This is a genomic window from Roseateles sp. PN1, assembly GCF_038419725.1.
Classification (GTDB): Bacteria; Pseudomonadota; Gammaproteobacteria; order Burkholderiales; family Burkholderiaceae_C; genus Paucibacter_A.
The window spans coordinates 102,606-117,369 of the sequence record NZ_JBCARA010000012.1; the positions used below are offsets into that span (position 1 = coordinate 102,606).

Below are 14,764 nucleotides of genomic sequence, written 5' to 3' on the forward strand. Positions count from 1 at the left end.
CTGTCGGCGTCTGTGTGATTGCAGCCGAGCTTGGCCTGAATGCCCGCCGCCAAGGCCCAACTGCAGCGGCGGGCATTCAATGAAAAAAGGGCTGCCGCAGCAGCCCTCGTCTGAGTCGCGTTGCTTCGCATCGAGTGGCGAGGCATTGGCGGGATTTCAGGCTTGTTTGCGGCGGCGGACGAAGAAGAGCGCACCCATGGCCGCACCTAGCAGCAATAGCGAGCTAGGCTCAGGCACAGCAGAAGGGGCATCTGCGAGGCCAGTCGCGTAGGTCTTCAAAACGCTGCCGTTGCCCTGGTTCCAGTCGTAATAATAGAGCTTGTTATTGGCATAAGTCAGGCCGGCAGTGAGGCCATCCACGCCCAGCGCATAAGTGTCAAGCAAAGCGCCGGTGCTGATGTCAAAGCGCCGGATGGACGCGCTGGCAAGGTAGTCAAGCACCCAGATCGACGAGTGCAGGGTGTCCACCGCAAAGTCGGCAATGCCAGCGCCGCCCAGGGTCAAAGTGGCCAGGGTGGTGTCGGGGGCGGCGATCGATGACGTGCGAATCTGATGCAGATTGCTGAAACCGTAAGTTGAGGATGAATTGGTGCGATAGAGCATGCCGCCGCGAACGTCGATCGGGTCGCCGCCAAAGGCCGCCGTTTCGGCCGAGATGACGCTCGCGGCCCCGGTGGTCTTGCCGATTCGGTAGATGTCCTTGCCGTTGCTGTTGGCGGTGTAGTCACTGAAATAGTAGTAGTCCGCGTCGGCCGCCACCGAGACCACATGGTTGGCTGTATTCGTCGTGCCGCTGCCGGAATACTGGATCGCTCCGATGGTGCGGTTGCCGACGATGTTGCCGCTCAAGTCTGTGCGCACAATGCTGTTCGTTGATTGCTGCACGAAGAGCAATTCATTGGCCGAGGCATCAAAGCCCATGCCTTGAGGATTGAAGTTGCTACTCGATGCGCCCAAGCCAGCCGCCAGCGCATAGCTGCTACTCAAGGTCAGGCCGGCTTGAGCGGCCAAAGGGCTGAGCGCCAGCAGGGATGCCGTGCCAATCACGGCAAATTTCTTCAACATGGATAAATTCCATTCAGGTTAGTTGACAAGCAAGGCCACAAGAGCCCAAGGGGTTGCTGGGTCTTGCTTACCGTCCCACGCAGAGCCATTGTCTGGGGCCCTTGTCAGCGGTCTATCCCTGCAGTAGAGGGGTGCAGATCCTCATTTGCCAAATACTGCCGCCTTTTGGCCTGGGGCCGAAGCGGCTGCTGAAATGCTGCTCACAAGGATTAAATAGTCGCTTGAGGCTGAAACTGCTGTTGCAGTTATCGGGCAGCAGGCTGAGCGCTGCTGCCATGTCGGCAAAGCTGATTTTCAGTTGCTAGCTCTTGCCTCACCGCTAGCCGGCTTAGCCGTGGCCAGCCGGCCTTTCCAAGGAGATTGCTCGACGGGGCGGCGGTTCCCGTGCGGAGATACTTTCAACGGAACAGTTGAATTTCCTAACCGTCCAAACCCTAGGCGGCTACCATCGCAAAGTGCCCGCGAGATGAATCGAGGGCACTTTGCCACCCCTGTACCGCGCTTTTGGCTCTATCGGCGCGGCCCCAAATAGCTCGTCCAGCATGGATAAATCGCCCGCCGACGCTGTCTCCCTCGATGCCACCTCCCGCGCGCCAGACAAGGCGCTTGAGGGTGTTGCCAACTCGTGCGTAGAACTCGCCGAGCGTAAGCGCAAGGAAGAGGCCTTGCAGCGCAGCAAGGCCATGCTGGAGCGCACCGAAAAGCTGGCGCGTATCGGCAGTTTTGAGTGGGAGGTCGGCAGCAACATCACGACCTGGTCGCCGGAAATGTTCCGCATCTACGGGCGCGACCCCGCCCTGGGGACGCCGAACCTGGAGGAGCAGGTCGAGCTGTACACGCCGCAGTCCGTGCAGCTGCTGTATGCCGCCGTTGACAAACTCTTGTTGGACGGCACACCGTACGAGATGGAGTTGATGTCCGTGCAGCCCAACGGAGAGCAGCGCCCCTGCCTGGTCAGGGGGTTTCCGGAGCGCGATGAAAGCGGCCGGGTCGTTCGTTTGGCCGGGCTGGTGCAAGACATCACCGAGCGAAAATTAGCCGAGCACTACGAACGCTTCCGCAGCAAAACCCTGGAGTTGCTTGCCGCAAACAAGCCTCTGGCCACCTTGCTTGAAACCATTGTGCGGGGGGTTGAGCAACTCCACCCAGGCATGCTGTGCAGCATCTTGCTGCTCGACGCTGACGGCCTCCATCTCGGCAAAGGCGTGGCGCCTAGCCTGCCTGATTTCTACAACGCGGCACTCGACGGTGTGACCATCGGCCTAGGCGTGGGCTCTTGCGGAACCGCGGCTTTTACCGGCAAGCGCGTTGTCGTGGACGACATTGCCACGCACCCCTATTGGGCTCTGTACAAGGGGCTTGCGAGCAGTGCGGGCTTGGGTGCTTGCTGGTCGCAGCCTATCCACAGCTCGGTGGGCAAGGTGCTCGGTACCTTTGCCATTTACCACCGCGGGCCAAACACGCCTGAGCAGGCCGATATCAACCTGATTGAACAAGTCGCGAACCTGGCCAGCATCGCCATCGAGCGCAAAGAGCAGCAAAACCAGCTTGAGCACATCGCCCACTTTGATGCGCTCACCAATCTGCCCAACCGATCCTTGCTAGCCGATCGACTGCAGCTGGCCATGGCGCAAGAACACCGGCGCGGCCAACAGCTGGCGGTGGTCTACCTGGATCTGGATGGCTTCAAGGCCGTGAACGACCGTCACGGACACAACGTCGGCGACCGCTTGTTGATTGATCTGGCCACCCGCATGAAAGACGCGCTGCGTGATGGCGATACGCTGGCACGCATCGGTGGGGACGAGTTCGTGGCGGTGCTGGTTGATTTGGCCGAACCCGCCATCGGTGAGCCCTTGTTGAATCGCTTGCTGACGGCCGCCGCATCGCCTGTGCAGGTGGGCGACTTGCTGCTGCAGGTTTCGGCCAGTCTGGGCGTGACCTTCTACCCGCAGGCCGAGGACATCGATGCCGATCAACTCTTGCGTCAGGCCGACCAGGCCATGTACCAGGCCAAAGTGGCAGGCAAGAGTCGTTACCACGTCTTCGATGCCGCAAAAGACAGCAATCTGCGCGGCCACCATGAAAGCCTGGAGCGCATCCGCCTGGCGTTGGCGCAAGGCGAGTTTGTGCTGCACTACCAACCCAAGGTCAATATGCGCAGTGGCCAGGTCGTGGGTGCCGAGGCCTTGATTCGCTGGCAGCACCCGGAAAAAGGTTTGTTGGCCCCCGCCACCTTTCTGCCGCTGATTGAAGACCATCCGCTGGCCGTCGCCGTGGGCGAGTGGGTGATTGACGCCGCCTTGCACCAAATGGGCGTGTGGCAGGCCAGCGGTTTGCATCTGCCGGTGAGCGTCAATATCGGCGCACGCCAGTTGCAGCAAATGAATTTTGTGGATCGGCTGAAAGCGATTCTGGCGAAGCATCCCCAGGTGCGTGCGAGCGACCTGGAGCTGGAAGTGCTGGAGACCAGCGCGTTGGAAGACATCGCATTAGTGTCCAGTGTGATTGAGGATTGCGCCGCCTTCGGCGTGAAGTGCGCGCTGGACGACTTTGGCACCGGCTACTCCTCACTCACCTACTTGAAACGCTTGCGCGTGGCCTTGCTCAAGATCGATCAGAGCTTTGTGCGGGACATGTTGGACGACCCCGATGACCTGGCCATTCTGCAAGGCGTGATCGGGCTGGCCGTGGCCTTTCGGCGCCAGGTCATTGCCGAGGGCGTAGAGACCGTGGCGCATGGCGCGGCGCTGCTGCAACTGGGTTGTGAGTTAGCGCAGGGCTACGGCATTGCCCGGCCCATGCCCGCGGAGCAGATGCCCGCGTGGGTGGCCACGTGGCGGCCTGATGCGGCCTGGTGTGGGGCCACGGTTTCAGCTCAAGCGTAAGGGCTTGCAGACCAAGGCGCTCACTTGCGCAATGCGAACCGTCGCGTGAGCCTTGGTTTGCAGAGGCGCTTCGCACCGTGGCTGTTCGGGTCTAAGCCTTCACCTCGCTCATCGCACCGTTGTGGGCGGGCTGCACGCCGAAATGCTGACCTGAGACTTCAGCGTCAGCACGACATCGAGTGACGGTGGTGTGGCTCCCGTTTGCGTGCACGCTGCTGTACCGGCAGCCACGGCGTAGGCCAGATGGCTGGGTGGCAAGTCTGAAGGCTGGCGCAGCAGGCTGGCGACCAAGCCAGCAATGCTGGCGTCACCCGCACCGACGGTGTCCACAACGTCAATGGGCGGGGGCACTGCGCGCCAGCAGCCTTGAGGCGTCAACAACTCCGCGCCTTTTGAGCCCAAGGTGTAGAGCCACCACGCGGCAGGGTTCCAGGCGCGCGCCTGAGCCAAGGCCTGCTCTGGCGCTACGTCGGGCAGCAGGCCGCCTAAGTCTTCATCGGACAGCTTGATGACTTGGGCCAAGCGACACATGCGCTCAAAGGTCGCCAAATAGCCCGGGCCCATCGCGTTGCGGAAGTTGGGGTCATAGCTGATGGGGACTTGAGCCGCGTGCAATGCCTCGGCCAAATCAAGCAGGCGCGGCGCCAGCGGATCGCGCGCCAGGCTGATGCCGCCGAAGTGCGCCCATTGGCACTCGGCCTGCCAGCCCGGGGGCAGCGCGGCCGGGTCGAAATGCAAGTCGGCGCTGTTCTCGCCGATGAAGAAATAGCTGGGCGGCGCGCTCTGCGGCACCACGGCCAGCAGGGGCGCGCGGTCAAGCCGCTGCAAAAAGCGCAGGTCTAGGCCGGCGGCCTGGCTGGCTTGCCAAAGCGCATCGCCAAAATGGCATTGGCTGATCGCGCCGGCAAAGGCGCTGGGCAGGCCGAGCGCGGCTGCGGCGCGAGCGACATTCCAGGTGGAGCCGCCGGTCTTGGCCAGCCATTGCTCGCCCTCCACCCGAATCAAATCGGTCAGCGCCTCGCCGATGGCGACGAATTTGGGAAAGTGGTCCGGCATATCAGTCCTTGAGCGTCGCCAGCATGGGTCGCTGGCAGCGATGAGGTGGTGCTCCACCTTGCGGGCCGGACTCTTTTTCGTCAGGCGTTTGGCGATTGTCTCGTGCCCGCCATCAGGGGTCTGTTTGGCTTGGCTGCAATGGCCGCTGGTGGTGTCGCTCCCTGCGACCGTAATGCCGACTGATGGACCTGAAAGCGGGCTTGCTGCCGCTCAGTCAATTTCTCAACCCGGAGCCTGCTCCAGGCTCGGGTTTGTATATGCGCGCCCCGAGAGAGTTACAGACTCAGCACCGCCACCAAGCTGGTCAGGCTGAAACCCACGCACAGGGCCGCCAAGCCCAGGCTTTCGGTCATTTCGCCCAGGCCACGTGTCTTGCCGCTGGTCTCGCCGATTTGGGGCAGGCCCATCTGGATCAAGTATTGCTCTGATTGGCTCAGGAAGTTGGGGATGCTGCTCATGATGTGCTTTGCCTCTTCAATGACAGCGCGAATGGCTTGTCGATGGAAGAAGTGTCGACAAACTTGGTGAAAACCCTATGACAAAACCTAGGGTAATCACTAATCCGGCACTATTTCTCATGAATGGCCGGCAGATCACTGCGTTGCCTGGCACTAACTGCTCAGGCAAACGGTGCCAAGCCCATGCGCGCATTGGCGCGGCGGGCCAAGTCGCGCTCGTCCTCCGAGGCAAAGCGGCTGTCCCACTCCCGCAGCTTGGGCGCCATCAGCGCATGCCACAGCGGCGGGATCAGGGCCACGACGATGGTGGTGAGGTAGCCGCTGATCATCTGGGGTGAGTCGGGCAAGGGCTGCAACTCGTGGAAGGGCACTTCGCCCTGCGCGTGGTGATGCGAGTGGCGGGTCAGATTGAACATGGACCAGGAGCTGATGCGCTTGGTGGTGTTCCAGGAGTGGCGCGGCTGCACCGGCGTGGCCGGGTCGCGCACCATGCCGTAGTGCTCCATATAGTTCACGATCTCCAGCAGAGCCTTGCCCCACAGCGCGCACAGCACGAAGAAGCCCGCCGCCGCTGCGCCGCCCATGGCCCAGGCCAGCGCCACCAGCCCCAAGCTCATCAGGTGGCCGCGGATCACCGCGTTGTGCAGCCCGAAGCGCGGCAGGCCGCGGCGGCGCAGGCTGCGGGTTTCGATCTGCCAGGCGCTGACATTGCCCCGCACGGTCGAGATCAGCACATGCGCATAGACATTGCGGCCACGCGGCGCGGTGGCCGGGTCGTCAATGGTCGAGACATAGCGGTGGTGGCCGTAGACATGCTCGATGGCAAAGATGGTGTCGAAGCTGAAGGCCAGCAACCAGCGGCCCACCCCCATCGAGACCGGGTCCCAGGTGCGGTGTGTCAGCTCATGGGCGGTGATGGTGCCCACCATGCCAATCATCAGGCCGGTGAGGATGGCGGCCGACACATGGTGAGGCCAGTCCGTGGCCGCGCGCGCGGCCAGTAAGTCGTAGCCACTCCAGCCACTGAGCCAGGCGCCAAAGCCCAGCGGGTCGCCCTCCGATACACCCCACACGGCGGCGAAGCAGATCAGCAGCAAGAGCGGCAAGGCGAGCCAGAGCTGCGCGGTCAGCAGGCCCGGATACTTGAACTGCGGTGTGCGGCTGTCCTCGCCCAGAACAGCGTCGCCCACGATGTAGAAGCCGAGTACCGTCAGCAGGCAGAGCGTGATCCAGCTGCCGCCGGCCAGCAGCGCTGCCGCTGCACTCAGGCCCACGGCGTGAAACAAGGCGTACTTCAGATAATCCAGCACACCCGCCGGCGTTGGCGCGGCAGGTGCAGGGATGCTGGCGCGCTGCGTCGTCGCCTCGCTCTGAGATGCGGGCGCAGCCGCAGCCGCTGCCGCAGCAGTAGTGAGGCCAGCGGCGGCATCGTGCTGGGTGGTGAAGCGGTCGGCATGGATGTGTTCGGCCGCCACGCCGTGTCGCTGCAGCAGGGCCGCTGCCGCATCAATCATGGCTGGCGGCCCGCACAGATAGGCGTGGGCGCCGGGCAGCAGGGCGGCGAGCAGGTGTTCGGTGATCAAGCCCCGAGCGCCGCTCCAGGCGTCATTGGCCTCGGACTCGGGCTCGGACAGCACCGGCACGAAGTTGAAGGCTGCGGGCCACAGCGCGGCGAGCTCGGCGATCTCGTCCAGCGCATACAAGTCCTTGGCCTTGCGGGCGCCAAACAGCAGGCTCACTGGGCGCGTCACGCCGGTGGCCAGGGCCTCTTGCAAGATCGCCAGCACCGGCGCTAGGCCGCTGCCGCCAGCCACCATCAGCAGAGGCGCATCGGCCGGCCGCAGGGTGAACTGGCCTAGCGGGCCTTCAATTTGCACCGACTGGCCCAGCAGCTCTTGTTGATTGACCAGGGTGGAGAAGGCGCCGCCCGGCACCTGCCGCACAAAGAACTCCACCTGTGCATCCGCGCTGCAGGGCGCGGCAAAAGAGTAGCTGCGCTGCACACCCGGCAAGGTGGCGAGTTCGAGCTCTGCAAACTGCCCGGCCTGGAAGCTCAAGCGCTGCGCCAGTTGGATACGCAGGCGGGTGATGTCCTGAGTCAGGCGCTCTTGCGCGATGACATGCCCGGCCACACGCTGGCGCTGCGCTTGGGCAAGGGGTGCGAGCTCGATGCGTACATCGGACAAAGGGACGCTTTGGCAGGCCAGGATCATGCCGGCATCCAGGTCTTCGTCGCTGAGCAGATAGCTGGTCTCGGTTAGTTGTTTGACCTGCCCGCTGGTTAGCTTGCACTTGCAGCTGGCGCAGCCGCCGACGCGGCAGCTGTAGGGCATCTCCACACCTTGGCGCAGCGCGGCCTGCAGCAGAGTCTCGTCGGCCTGCACGAGGATGCGCGTGGCATTGATCAGCGCCACATGGGGCGCCGGCTTGGGCGCGGTCTTGATCGTGGTCTTGGTATTGATCGGCATGTCTTTGTCTCCTGGCCGTGTGCATCACGGCTGTTGTGTCTCGATGCTAGAAAGTCGGCCCTGCTTTGCCGAGGTCCAGCGTTGACAAGCGGAGGTCATTTTTTGACAATTCGGCGCCCGCCCCGGGTTCACCCGATAGAGTCGGACGCATGCCCAAGCACATCCAAACCATCCAGCTGCAGTCGCTCTACATCCGCCAGATCGCTGAGCATGTGGCTGCCGTGGGGGGCGATGTGGCGCAGTGGCTGGCGCGCGGCGGCCTGCGGCCGGCGCAGTTGGAGCTCGATTTGCCCGAGCTGCCAATGGACGCTTTTGCCCGCTTGGTGGAGGGCGCCATCGCGATCACCAAGGAGCCGGCGCTGGGCTTGTTGGTCGGCGACCGGCTACGCATCAACACCCTTGGCGTGCTGGGTTTTGCGGCCATGAGCGGCGGCTCTTTGCGCCAGGTGATCGAGTTGCTGGTGCGCTATATCGGGCTGCGCACCTCGCTGGTTTCGCTGGCCGTGCAAGTGCATCGCCATGAGCTGCGCCTGGTGGTGCTGGAGCCGATTGCCCTGGGCAGCGCGCGCCGCTCGGTGCTGGAGGCGGTGCTGCTGGCGCTCAAACATGCGCTGGAGTTCAACCGGGTGGGGCATGGAATGAGCAGCGGGCTGTCCAGCGGCCCGGTCAGCCGCGTGGCCTTCGCCATGCCGGCGCCCGCCTATGCCGACTTTGCCCGCCAGCTCGTGGGCTGCGAGCTGGCCTGGTCCAGCAGTTGGAGCGGCCTGGTTTTGCCCATCGCGCGGGCCGATGAAGCCCTGAGCGCCGCGGATGCAAGCGCCTATGCGCAAGCCGAGCAGCTGTGTGAGCGCGAACGGCTCCGCCTCGCGAGCCAGCAAAGCACCACGGCGCGGGTGCAGCGCCTGCTGCTCGAATCAAGCGCCGGCCTTCCAGGCCTGCCCTTGGTGGCGCGCCAGCTGCATCTGGGTCAGCGCACCTTGCATCGGCGGCTGCTGGAGGAGGGGACCTCTTTCCGGCAAATCACCGAAGACCTGCGGCGCAGCTTGGCCAGCGAGCATCTGCAGCGCGGCCAGCTGACGGTGCAGGAAGTGGCCTACCTCTTGGGCTACACCGACCTGGCCAATTTCCGCCGTGCCTTCCGGCGTTGGCAAGGCATGTCGCCCTCGGACTACCGGGCGGCGTGCGCCGATGTATCAAAGACGCGGGATTGAGTGGCGTGCGTCGGCCGGTGCGGGGCACGGATAGCCGCCCTTGGGCTCTCTCCTGCCGCTGCGCATGAGCGCTTGCATACACGCATGTGTGCAGTCCCAGGCTCAGAGCTTTCCAAGGCAGGTTTCAAATGGCGATCCTGTAGGTCGCCAAATTCCCGCACCTGACCCTTTGAGAAAAAGCTCCCAAAGGGTCAGGTCTTGCCTAGGACTCGGGTGGCCCTCGCCGAGATCAGCGGCGCAAGGCGAGCGAGCGGCGACGGGCCAAGGCCAAAACGCCGGCCAAACCACCCAGCATCAGTAAATAGCTGGAAGGCTCCGGCACCACGGCTGCGGGGGGCATGGCCTCGGCCAGCCCCATCAACGCCGTGGCATCGCCGCTGAACTCATAACCGGAGCCGCTGGCTACGCCTGCCGGAATGTCCCAAGTCGCGAACTTGGCTGCACCTAGCCTGCCCGAGCTGTCCTGTGGCCGGTAGCCGATCTTGATGGTCTTGAAGACGAACTGGCCTGCAAAGTCGACGTTGCCCTCTGCTGACCCCTTCATGTCCAGCTTGGTAAAAAAGGCCCCGGTGAATTCCATCGTGAAAAACACCTCAGGATTCGCTGCGCCGGTGTTTTTGCTGACATCCAACTTGATCTTATTGACAGCTTTACCCGTGGCCATATTGACGAACAGGCTGTTGAAAACGCCGTCGTTGGCTTGCGTCCAGAAGAAGGGGCCGGGTTGAGGTTTCCCCACTGCGGCACCGCCCCCTTTGGTCCAGGACGTGTCAGCCGACAAAGACCACGACCAATTCACGACATCGCTCCAACTCGTGTGGTCCTTGTCCGTGGACGATCCCTTGATCTGATCGAACTGAATGAACGCTTTGGTAGCGGCCAGCGAAGGTGTTGCCAGCGTGCTTGCGCAAATCACCAGCAAGCCGAGTGCGGATTTGTTCATGCTATGTCCTGTTCAAGAAGTTTGTTGTGAATCTCGCCGACCAAGACCTGGAGGGCGAGCTTGGCATGGTGGTCGTCTGCGCCCTCGGTGTACATCCCTATCTGAGACGATCAGGATGCGTTTCATCGGCGCTGCGGGCTCAGCGGTTGAGCTAGGAACGCGGCAAGATCTGCGTCCGGGCCGATGGCACCATGGTCTGATGCCCCCACTCCTTGCTCTATCCCGCGAACTTTTCGTCAAACGCCATGTCACAACATCTACAAAGCGCCGCCCGCCATGCGGCGGAGCTGATCGAGCAAGCCGATGCCTTGATCATTGCTGCTGGGGCCGGCATGGGGGTGGATTCCGGCCTGCCAGACTTCCGCGGCAAAGAGGGCTTCTGGAACGCCTACCCGGCTTTGCGCGAAGCTGGCATCGACTTCCAGCGTGCCGCCTCGCCCGCGACCTTTCGCGCCGATGCAGCGCTGGCCTGGGGCTTCTACGGGCACCGATTGAATCTGTATCGGCAGGTCCAGCCCCATCCGGGCTTTGCGTGGCTGCGCACGTGGGGCGAACGCATGCTGCATGGCTGGACGGTGTTCACCAGCAATGTGGATGGGCAATTCCAGAAGGCCGGATTCGCGCCCGAGCAGGTTCACGAATGTCACGGCTCCATTCATCATCTGCAGTGCCTGGGTCCTTGCTCTGAGGCCATCTGGTCCGCACAAGACTTTGTGCCGCAGGTCGATGAGGGCCGCTGCCGTCTGCTGAACGCGGCGCCCAGCTGCCCGCACTGCGGTGGCTTGGCCCGGCCCAATATCTTGATGTTCGGTGACGGCGCCTGGGTCGCCGACCGCAGCAGGGCGCAGGAGCAGCGTCAGGCGCATTGGCTGCAATCGGTGCGACGGCCGGTGGTGATTGAGATCGGCGCCGGTACCGCTGTCCCCTCGGTGCGTTGGTTCAGCCAAAGCATCATTCATGAGTTTGGTGGGCGGCTGGTTCGGATCAATCCCAGCGAGTTCAAGGTGCCGACACCGCATGACATCGGCCTGCCCGTGGGCGCATTGCCAGGCCTCTCGGCCATCGCGGCAGAACTGGGCAGCGAGTGGTGTTTCCCATCCGACCTGGCGTGAGGGCTCTATGCCGGGTGCCGTCGTGCGAGCGATTGCGACCGCCTGTCCTGAGATGCGCGTGGGCTCAGATCAACCCTGCTTTGTCGGCTTGATCATCCGTTTGCAGCGGCCCCAAGCGAGACCGGCGTCCGGCATTGTTGACTTTCAGGTCGCTTCATTTCATCTCGCCTTGTTCAAGAAAAGTGATGTTTCTTTCTAGGTGCCGGATGCCCTGATCGACCCTGGCGCGGCAGTGTTGCTGTCGTCCATGGTGTCCGGCAACTCCGGCTTGACCTCGGCAATTGCCAAGCGCGGCTTGACTGGTGAATACGGTACGGGCGATGACGGCCGACGGCTGACGACGCGGCGTGCGCGAGGCGCGGTCCCTTCCCGCCGACCCGGGGCTGGACAGGCGCGCTTGGCCTCACCTGCGATCACTTTCGGGATTCGCTCCAGCGGCCCCAAGGGAGAATTAGAAAAATGGGCAGGCATCTGCCGCATCGACGCCTGGGCGACCGGGGCTGGAAATAGCTGATTGGCGGCTTGTGCGGCCTTTGCCTGTTGATGCTCGCCGTCGAGTTTTCCTTCGGCATCAATCCCTTGCTGGAGCGGCGCTACGGTTCGGTGGGCATGGAGGAGAGCTTCGGCATTGACCCGCACCGAACGGGCACACACCGGGTGCCGATTGAGCATCTGCCGCCCGGTTCCGAGTTAGCGCTGATGGGCGCGCAGCTGGGGGATCAGCTGGGTTTCGATCACCACGTTGACCGCTGGCGCAAGCTCAGCTTGGACGGGCGGACGGGCCCGGAGCAGGTGCGGGTCAAGCTTCGGCATGAAGGCCAGGCGCGGCCGCTGAACTTGACCGCCGCGCCGCAGAGATTTTCTGCCGTTGAGATATTCGATTATCTGAGTCGCTTTTTCTTGGCCGTGCAAGCGGTGCTTTTCGCTTTGCTGATTGGCCTCAAGCGGCCGGACCACACGGCCTACCCAGCCAGCGCATGCGCTCCAGCCGGAGCAAGGCGTGGGCAATGCTGCATGACGGCTGCACATGGCCAGGCCCGCAGGCGATAGCGTCGCCCGGCGCGCTGAGCCGGTGACAATGCGCTGCTCGCGAATTGGCCTTCAACTCAGTCGCTCCATCACACCAAAGAATCCCATGGCAGAAGACTTGTCCATCCTCACCCGCCTGGCGAGCCCGCCTGATCTGACCTTGCCGTATGGTGATCATGAGGATCAGTGCGCCGACTTCCGGCGTGGCCAGCAGGGGGCGCAGCGTCCGCTGTTGGTGCTCGTCCATGGTGGCTTCTGGAAGCCCGCGTATGACCGCGCTCATGCCCAGGCCATGAGTGCAGCTTTGGCGCAGGCGGGCTGGTCGGTGCTGACCTTGGAGTACCGGCGTATCCCTGGCCAGGCCCAGGCGAGCCTGGACGATGTGGCGGCGGCGCTGGCGCTTTTGCCGGCGCGCGTGGCACCGCACAATGGTCAGCTCTTGTTGATCGGGCATTCGGCCGGTGGGCACTTGGTCTTGTGGGCGGCGGCGGCCTTGACCCTGCCGACCTTGCGCGGCGTCGTGGCGCTGGCGCCGGCGGCCGATTTGCGTTTGGCCGATGCGCTCAATCTGGGCGACGGGGCCGTCAGAAAATTCTTGGGCTCGGCGCCCGAGCATCATCCGATGGTTGACCCGATGCAACTGCCCGCCCCGCGTGTTGCCATCACCATCGTCCAGGGCGACGCTGATGAGGTGGTGCCGCCGGCGGTCGCTCAGTCTTACTGCGCGGCATTTCCTCGTACCCGTCTGGTGGCGGTGCCGGAGGCCGGGCATTTCGCACTGATTGATCCGCTGCAAGCGGCGTGGTCTGAGGTGCTTGAGGCGCTGAACCAGCTTTCCTGAGCGGCCCGGCCGCCTTTAGGGCTGTGCCGGGGCCACCGCGGCGGCCTCTTTGTCCCGCAGTTGAATCAAGCGGCGCCCGTTGCCGACGGTGATTTGCTCGCCGAAGTGGCCGGCGTGCAAGCGGTCGAACTCTCCGGACTGCTGCAAGCGCCGCAGTCCGCGCAGGAGGCGCTCGGCCAGTGCTTTGCCTGCGGGCGAGCGGGCAGTGTAGAAACGCTGCTGCGATGGCACGCTGATCAGCAGCGTCGGCTCCCACTCCAGGTCGCTGGGCTCGGCCAGCAGCAAATTGACCTGCTGTACATGCAGCAGGCCGGTCATGATCACATCGCTGCGCTCCAGGCTCAACATCTTGAACAAGCCGGAGAATGATTCGGTCGCCTCCACCTTGAAGCCCAAACCTTGCAAGGTGCGGCGGTCACTCCAACTGCCGAGCACGCCAAAGCGCAGCTCGCGCAAATCATCGGCCGTGCGTACGTCGGCCAAGCTGGGCAGCAGGCTGCGCCGGGTTAGCAGGATGCGCTGGCTGTTCAAGCCCTTGTCGATGGCGAAGGGCACGGCCGTCAGTTGGCGCTCCAACTCCGGGGTGGCAAAGCTGTGCACCACAGACAAATGCCCGGCCGCCACTTCAGAGCGGGCCCGACCTTGGGTCATGGGCTGGGCCGACCAATGCGGCTGATCGGCCAGGGCGTCTGCACTTCGGCTGGCATTCAGAGCGGCCTGCAAGAGGGCGAACTCAAAGCCATAGCGACTGCGGTCGCCGTCGGAGGGCAAGGGGAAGGTCAAGCGCTCGGCTTGGGCCGAGGCAGCAAGGGGCAGGCCGAGCAGCATGCCCAGAAGCATGGCAAATACAGCGCCCTTGATCCAAACAGAGGGCAGGGGAGTCATACGGGGCGATCAGCAAATCCGGGTGGGGCTGAGTTTATAGCTGCTGACCCTGTATGTTTGCTGACGCTGGGCGGCGCTGCTGCGGGCCAGCCGGAACGCCCCCACCTCATGGCGGCGGCCTTGGCCTTGGGCCAGTCGCCGCCATTTGGTGCGTCAGCGCGCTTGGCGTTGACGTTGGCGCAACATCAAGCCGGCCAGACCCGCCAGCATCAAGGCCACGCTGCCGGGCTCGGGCACAGTGGCGATGGCGGCTTGGTCCACGCCGTTCAGATGCACGGACCAGTAGCCACCTTTTTGGTCGCCGGTGTTGATGTCGGCGCTGGGCTGCACCCAGTCGGCCAGGGCCACCGGGCTGCTGCCGTCGAGCGTGAAGCCAATGGACTTGGCACCGGCGATGGGGTCATTGCCGGCCAGGCTCAGCGTCAGGCGGTAGTGGCCGGCGGCGAGGGCGAGCAGCACGGCGCCGGCGTCGAAATAGCCCGGGCCGGCGAAGCTGCCGTCGTTGTCGTCAATGGTTTGCAGCCAAGCGTGCTGGGCGTCGTAGAGGCCCAGCGTGGGGTCGAAGTTCAGGCCCGATTGCCAGGAGTCGGTGAACAAGGTGACGGCTTGATTGCTGTTCAGGCTGAAGTCGATCTGCACGACGTCGGTGTTATGGCTGAACTGGCCGCTGAACGTGAAGTCGGCGGCTTGGGCGGCCAGGGCGGCGAAGCCCAGGGTGGCGGCGGCAAGGCTGCGCAGCGCGAAATTGGTTTTCATGGATGTGATCTCGGTGGAATAGGGGGCGACTCTGGCGAGTGCTGGCGCAGCT

General features: G+C 63.7%; 12 protein-coding genes. 5 read left to right on the forward strand and 7 right to left on the reverse strand.

The window, feature by feature from the left end; genetic code table 11:
• Nucleotides 1-156 precede the first annotated feature (156 nt).
• Nucleotides 157-1,065 (reverse strand): PEP-CTERM sorting domain-containing protein, encoded by a 909-nt coding sequence (locus AABB87_RS18165; protein ID WP_341972676.1) that lies wholly within the window; start codon nucleotides 1,063-1,065, stop codon nucleotides 157-159.
• A gap of 542 nt (nucleotides 1,066-1,607) precedes the next feature.
• Between AABB87_RS18165 and AABB87_RS18170 the strand changes: the two genes are divergently transcribed.
• Complete coding sequence (locus AABB87_RS18170; RefSeq protein ID WP_341972677.1) at nucleotides 1,608-3,953, forward strand: putative bifunctional diguanylate cyclase/phosphodiesterase; 2,346 nt, start codon at nucleotides 1,608-1,610, stop codon at nucleotides 3,951-3,953.
• A 108-nt stretch (nucleotides 3,954-4,061) separates the two neighbouring features.
• On the opposite strand, the gene AABB87_RS18175 is transcribed toward AABB87_RS18170, so the two are convergent.
• The 3 genes from AABB87_RS18175 to AABB87_RS18185 all read right to left on the reverse strand — a co-directional run bounded on the left by AABB87_RS18175 (nucleotide 4,062) and on the right by AABB87_RS18185 (nucleotide 7,935).
• Entirely contained in the window at nucleotides 4,062-5,009 is a 948-nt protein-coding gene (locus AABB87_RS18175; RefSeq protein ID WP_341972678.1) for a carbohydrate kinase family protein, read from the reverse strand.
• A gap of 275 nt (nucleotides 5,010-5,284) precedes the next feature.
• On the reverse strand, nucleotides 5,285-5,467 hold the full coding sequence (locus AABB87_RS18180; protein ID WP_341972679.1) for a hypothetical protein: 183 nt from the start codon (nucleotides 5,465-5,467) through the stop codon (nucleotides 5,285-5,287).
• Nucleotides 5,468-5,628: 161 nt separating this feature from the next.
• Complete coding sequence (locus tag AABB87_RS18185) at nucleotides 5,629-7,935, reverse strand: fatty acid desaturase (protein WP_341972680.1); 2,307 nt, start codon at nucleotides 7,933-7,935, stop codon at nucleotides 5,629-5,631.
• Between the two features lie 149 nt (nucleotides 7,936-8,084).
• Between AABB87_RS18185 and AABB87_RS18190 the strand changes: the two genes are divergently transcribed.
• Nucleotides 8,085-9,146, forward strand: coding sequence for an AraC family transcriptional regulator (locus AABB87_RS18190; protein WP_341972681.1), 1,062 nt, complete (start codon nucleotides 8,085-8,087; stop codon nucleotides 9,144-9,146).
• A gap of 229 nt (nucleotides 9,147-9,375) precedes the next feature.
• Here AABB87_RS18190 and AABB87_RS18195 read toward each other — a convergent pair whose 3' ends face one another.
• Nucleotides 9,376-10,089, reverse strand: a complete 714-nt coding sequence (locus AABB87_RS18195; protein ID WP_341972682.1) for an Hcp family type VI secretion system effector — start codon at nucleotides 10,087-10,089, stop codon at nucleotides 9,376-9,378.
• Nucleotides 10,090-10,334: 245 nt separating this feature from the next.
• Between AABB87_RS18195 and AABB87_RS18200 the strand changes: the two genes are divergently transcribed.
• The 3 genes from AABB87_RS18200 to AABB87_RS18210 all read left to right on the forward strand — a co-directional run bounded on the left by AABB87_RS18200 (nucleotide 10,335) and on the right by AABB87_RS18210 (nucleotide 13,071).
• Nucleotides 10,335-11,201 carry an SIR2 family NAD-dependent protein deacylase gene (locus AABB87_RS18200; RefSeq protein ID WP_341972683.1) on the forward strand — a complete coding sequence of 289 codons (867 nt, stop codon included), beginning with the start codon at nucleotides 10,335-10,337 and terminating at the stop codon, nucleotides 11,199-11,201.
• Nucleotides 11,202-11,741: 540 nt separating this feature from the next.
• The gene (locus tag AABB87_RS18205; protein ID WP_341972684.1) at nucleotides 11,742-12,251 is read left to right on the forward strand and encodes a hypothetical protein; all 510 of its coding nucleotides are present in this window, start codon (nucleotides 11,742-11,744) and stop codon (nucleotides 12,249-12,251) included.
• An 85-nt stretch (nucleotides 12,252-12,336) separates the two neighbouring features.
• Nucleotides 12,337-13,071, forward strand: coding sequence for an alpha/beta hydrolase family protein (locus AABB87_RS18210; RefSeq protein WP_341972685.1), 735 nt, complete (start codon nucleotides 12,337-12,339; stop codon nucleotides 13,069-13,071).
• Between the two features lie 15 nt (nucleotides 13,072-13,086).
• Here AABB87_RS18210 and AABB87_RS18215 read toward each other — a convergent pair whose 3' ends face one another.
• The gene (locus AABB87_RS18215; RefSeq protein ID WP_341972686.1) at nucleotides 13,087-13,956 is read right to left on the reverse strand and encodes a hypothetical protein; all 870 of its coding nucleotides are present in this window, start codon (nucleotides 13,954-13,956) and stop codon (nucleotides 13,087-13,089) included.
• 153 nt (nucleotides 13,957-14,109) lie between these two features.
• Complete coding sequence (locus tag AABB87_RS18220; RefSeq protein ID WP_341972687.1) at nucleotides 14,110-14,712, reverse strand: DVUA0089 family protein; 603 nt, start codon at nucleotides 14,710-14,712, stop codon at nucleotides 14,110-14,112.
• Nucleotides 14,713-14,764 lie beyond the last annotated feature (52 nt).

What these genes read in the sequence shown, in the direction of transcription:
- AABB87_RS18165 (WP_341972676.1), bottom strand. Translation starts at nt 1,065, where the DNA reads ATGTTGAAGAAATTTGCCGTGATTGGCACGGCATCCCTGCTGGCGCTC.
- AABB87_RS18170 (WP_341972677.1), top strand. Translation starts at nt 1,608, where the DNA reads ATGGATAAATCGCCCGCCGACGCTGTCTCCCTCGATGCCACCTCCCGC.
- AABB87_RS18175 (WP_341972678.1), bottom strand. Translation starts at nt 5,009, where the DNA reads ATGCCGGACCACTTTCCCAAATTCGTCGCCATCGGCGAGGCGCTGACC.
- AABB87_RS18180 (WP_341972679.1), bottom strand. Translation starts at nt 5,467, where the DNA reads ATGAGCAGCATCCCCAACTTCCTGAGCCAATCAGAGCAATACTTGATC.
- AABB87_RS18185 (WP_341972680.1), bottom strand. Translation starts at nt 7,935, where the DNA reads ATGCCGATCAATACCAAGACCACGATCAAGACCGCGCCCAAGCCGGCG.
- AABB87_RS18190 (WP_341972681.1), top strand. Translation starts at nt 8,085, where the DNA reads ATGCCCAAGCACATCCAAACCATCCAGCTGCAGTCGCTCTACATCCGC.
- AABB87_RS18195 (WP_341972682.1), bottom strand. Translation starts at nt 10,089, where the DNA reads ATGAACAAATCCGCACTCGGCTTGCTGGTGATTTGCGCAAGCACGCTG.
- AABB87_RS18200 (WP_341972683.1), top strand. Translation starts at nt 10,335, where the DNA reads ATGTCACAACATCTACAAAGCGCCGCCCGCCATGCGGCGGAGCTGATC.
- AABB87_RS18210 (WP_341972685.1), top strand. Translation starts at nt 12,337, where the DNA reads ATGGCAGAAGACTTGTCCATCCTCACCCGCCTGGCGAGCCCGCCTGAT.
- AABB87_RS18215 (WP_341972686.1), bottom strand. Translation starts at nt 13,956, where the DNA reads ATGACTCCCCTGCCCTCTGTTTGGATCAAGGGCGCTGTATTTGCCATG.
- AABB87_RS18220 (WP_341972687.1), bottom strand. Translation starts at nt 14,712, where the DNA reads ATGAAAACCAATTTCGCGCTGCGCAGCCTTGCCGCCGCCACCCTGGGC.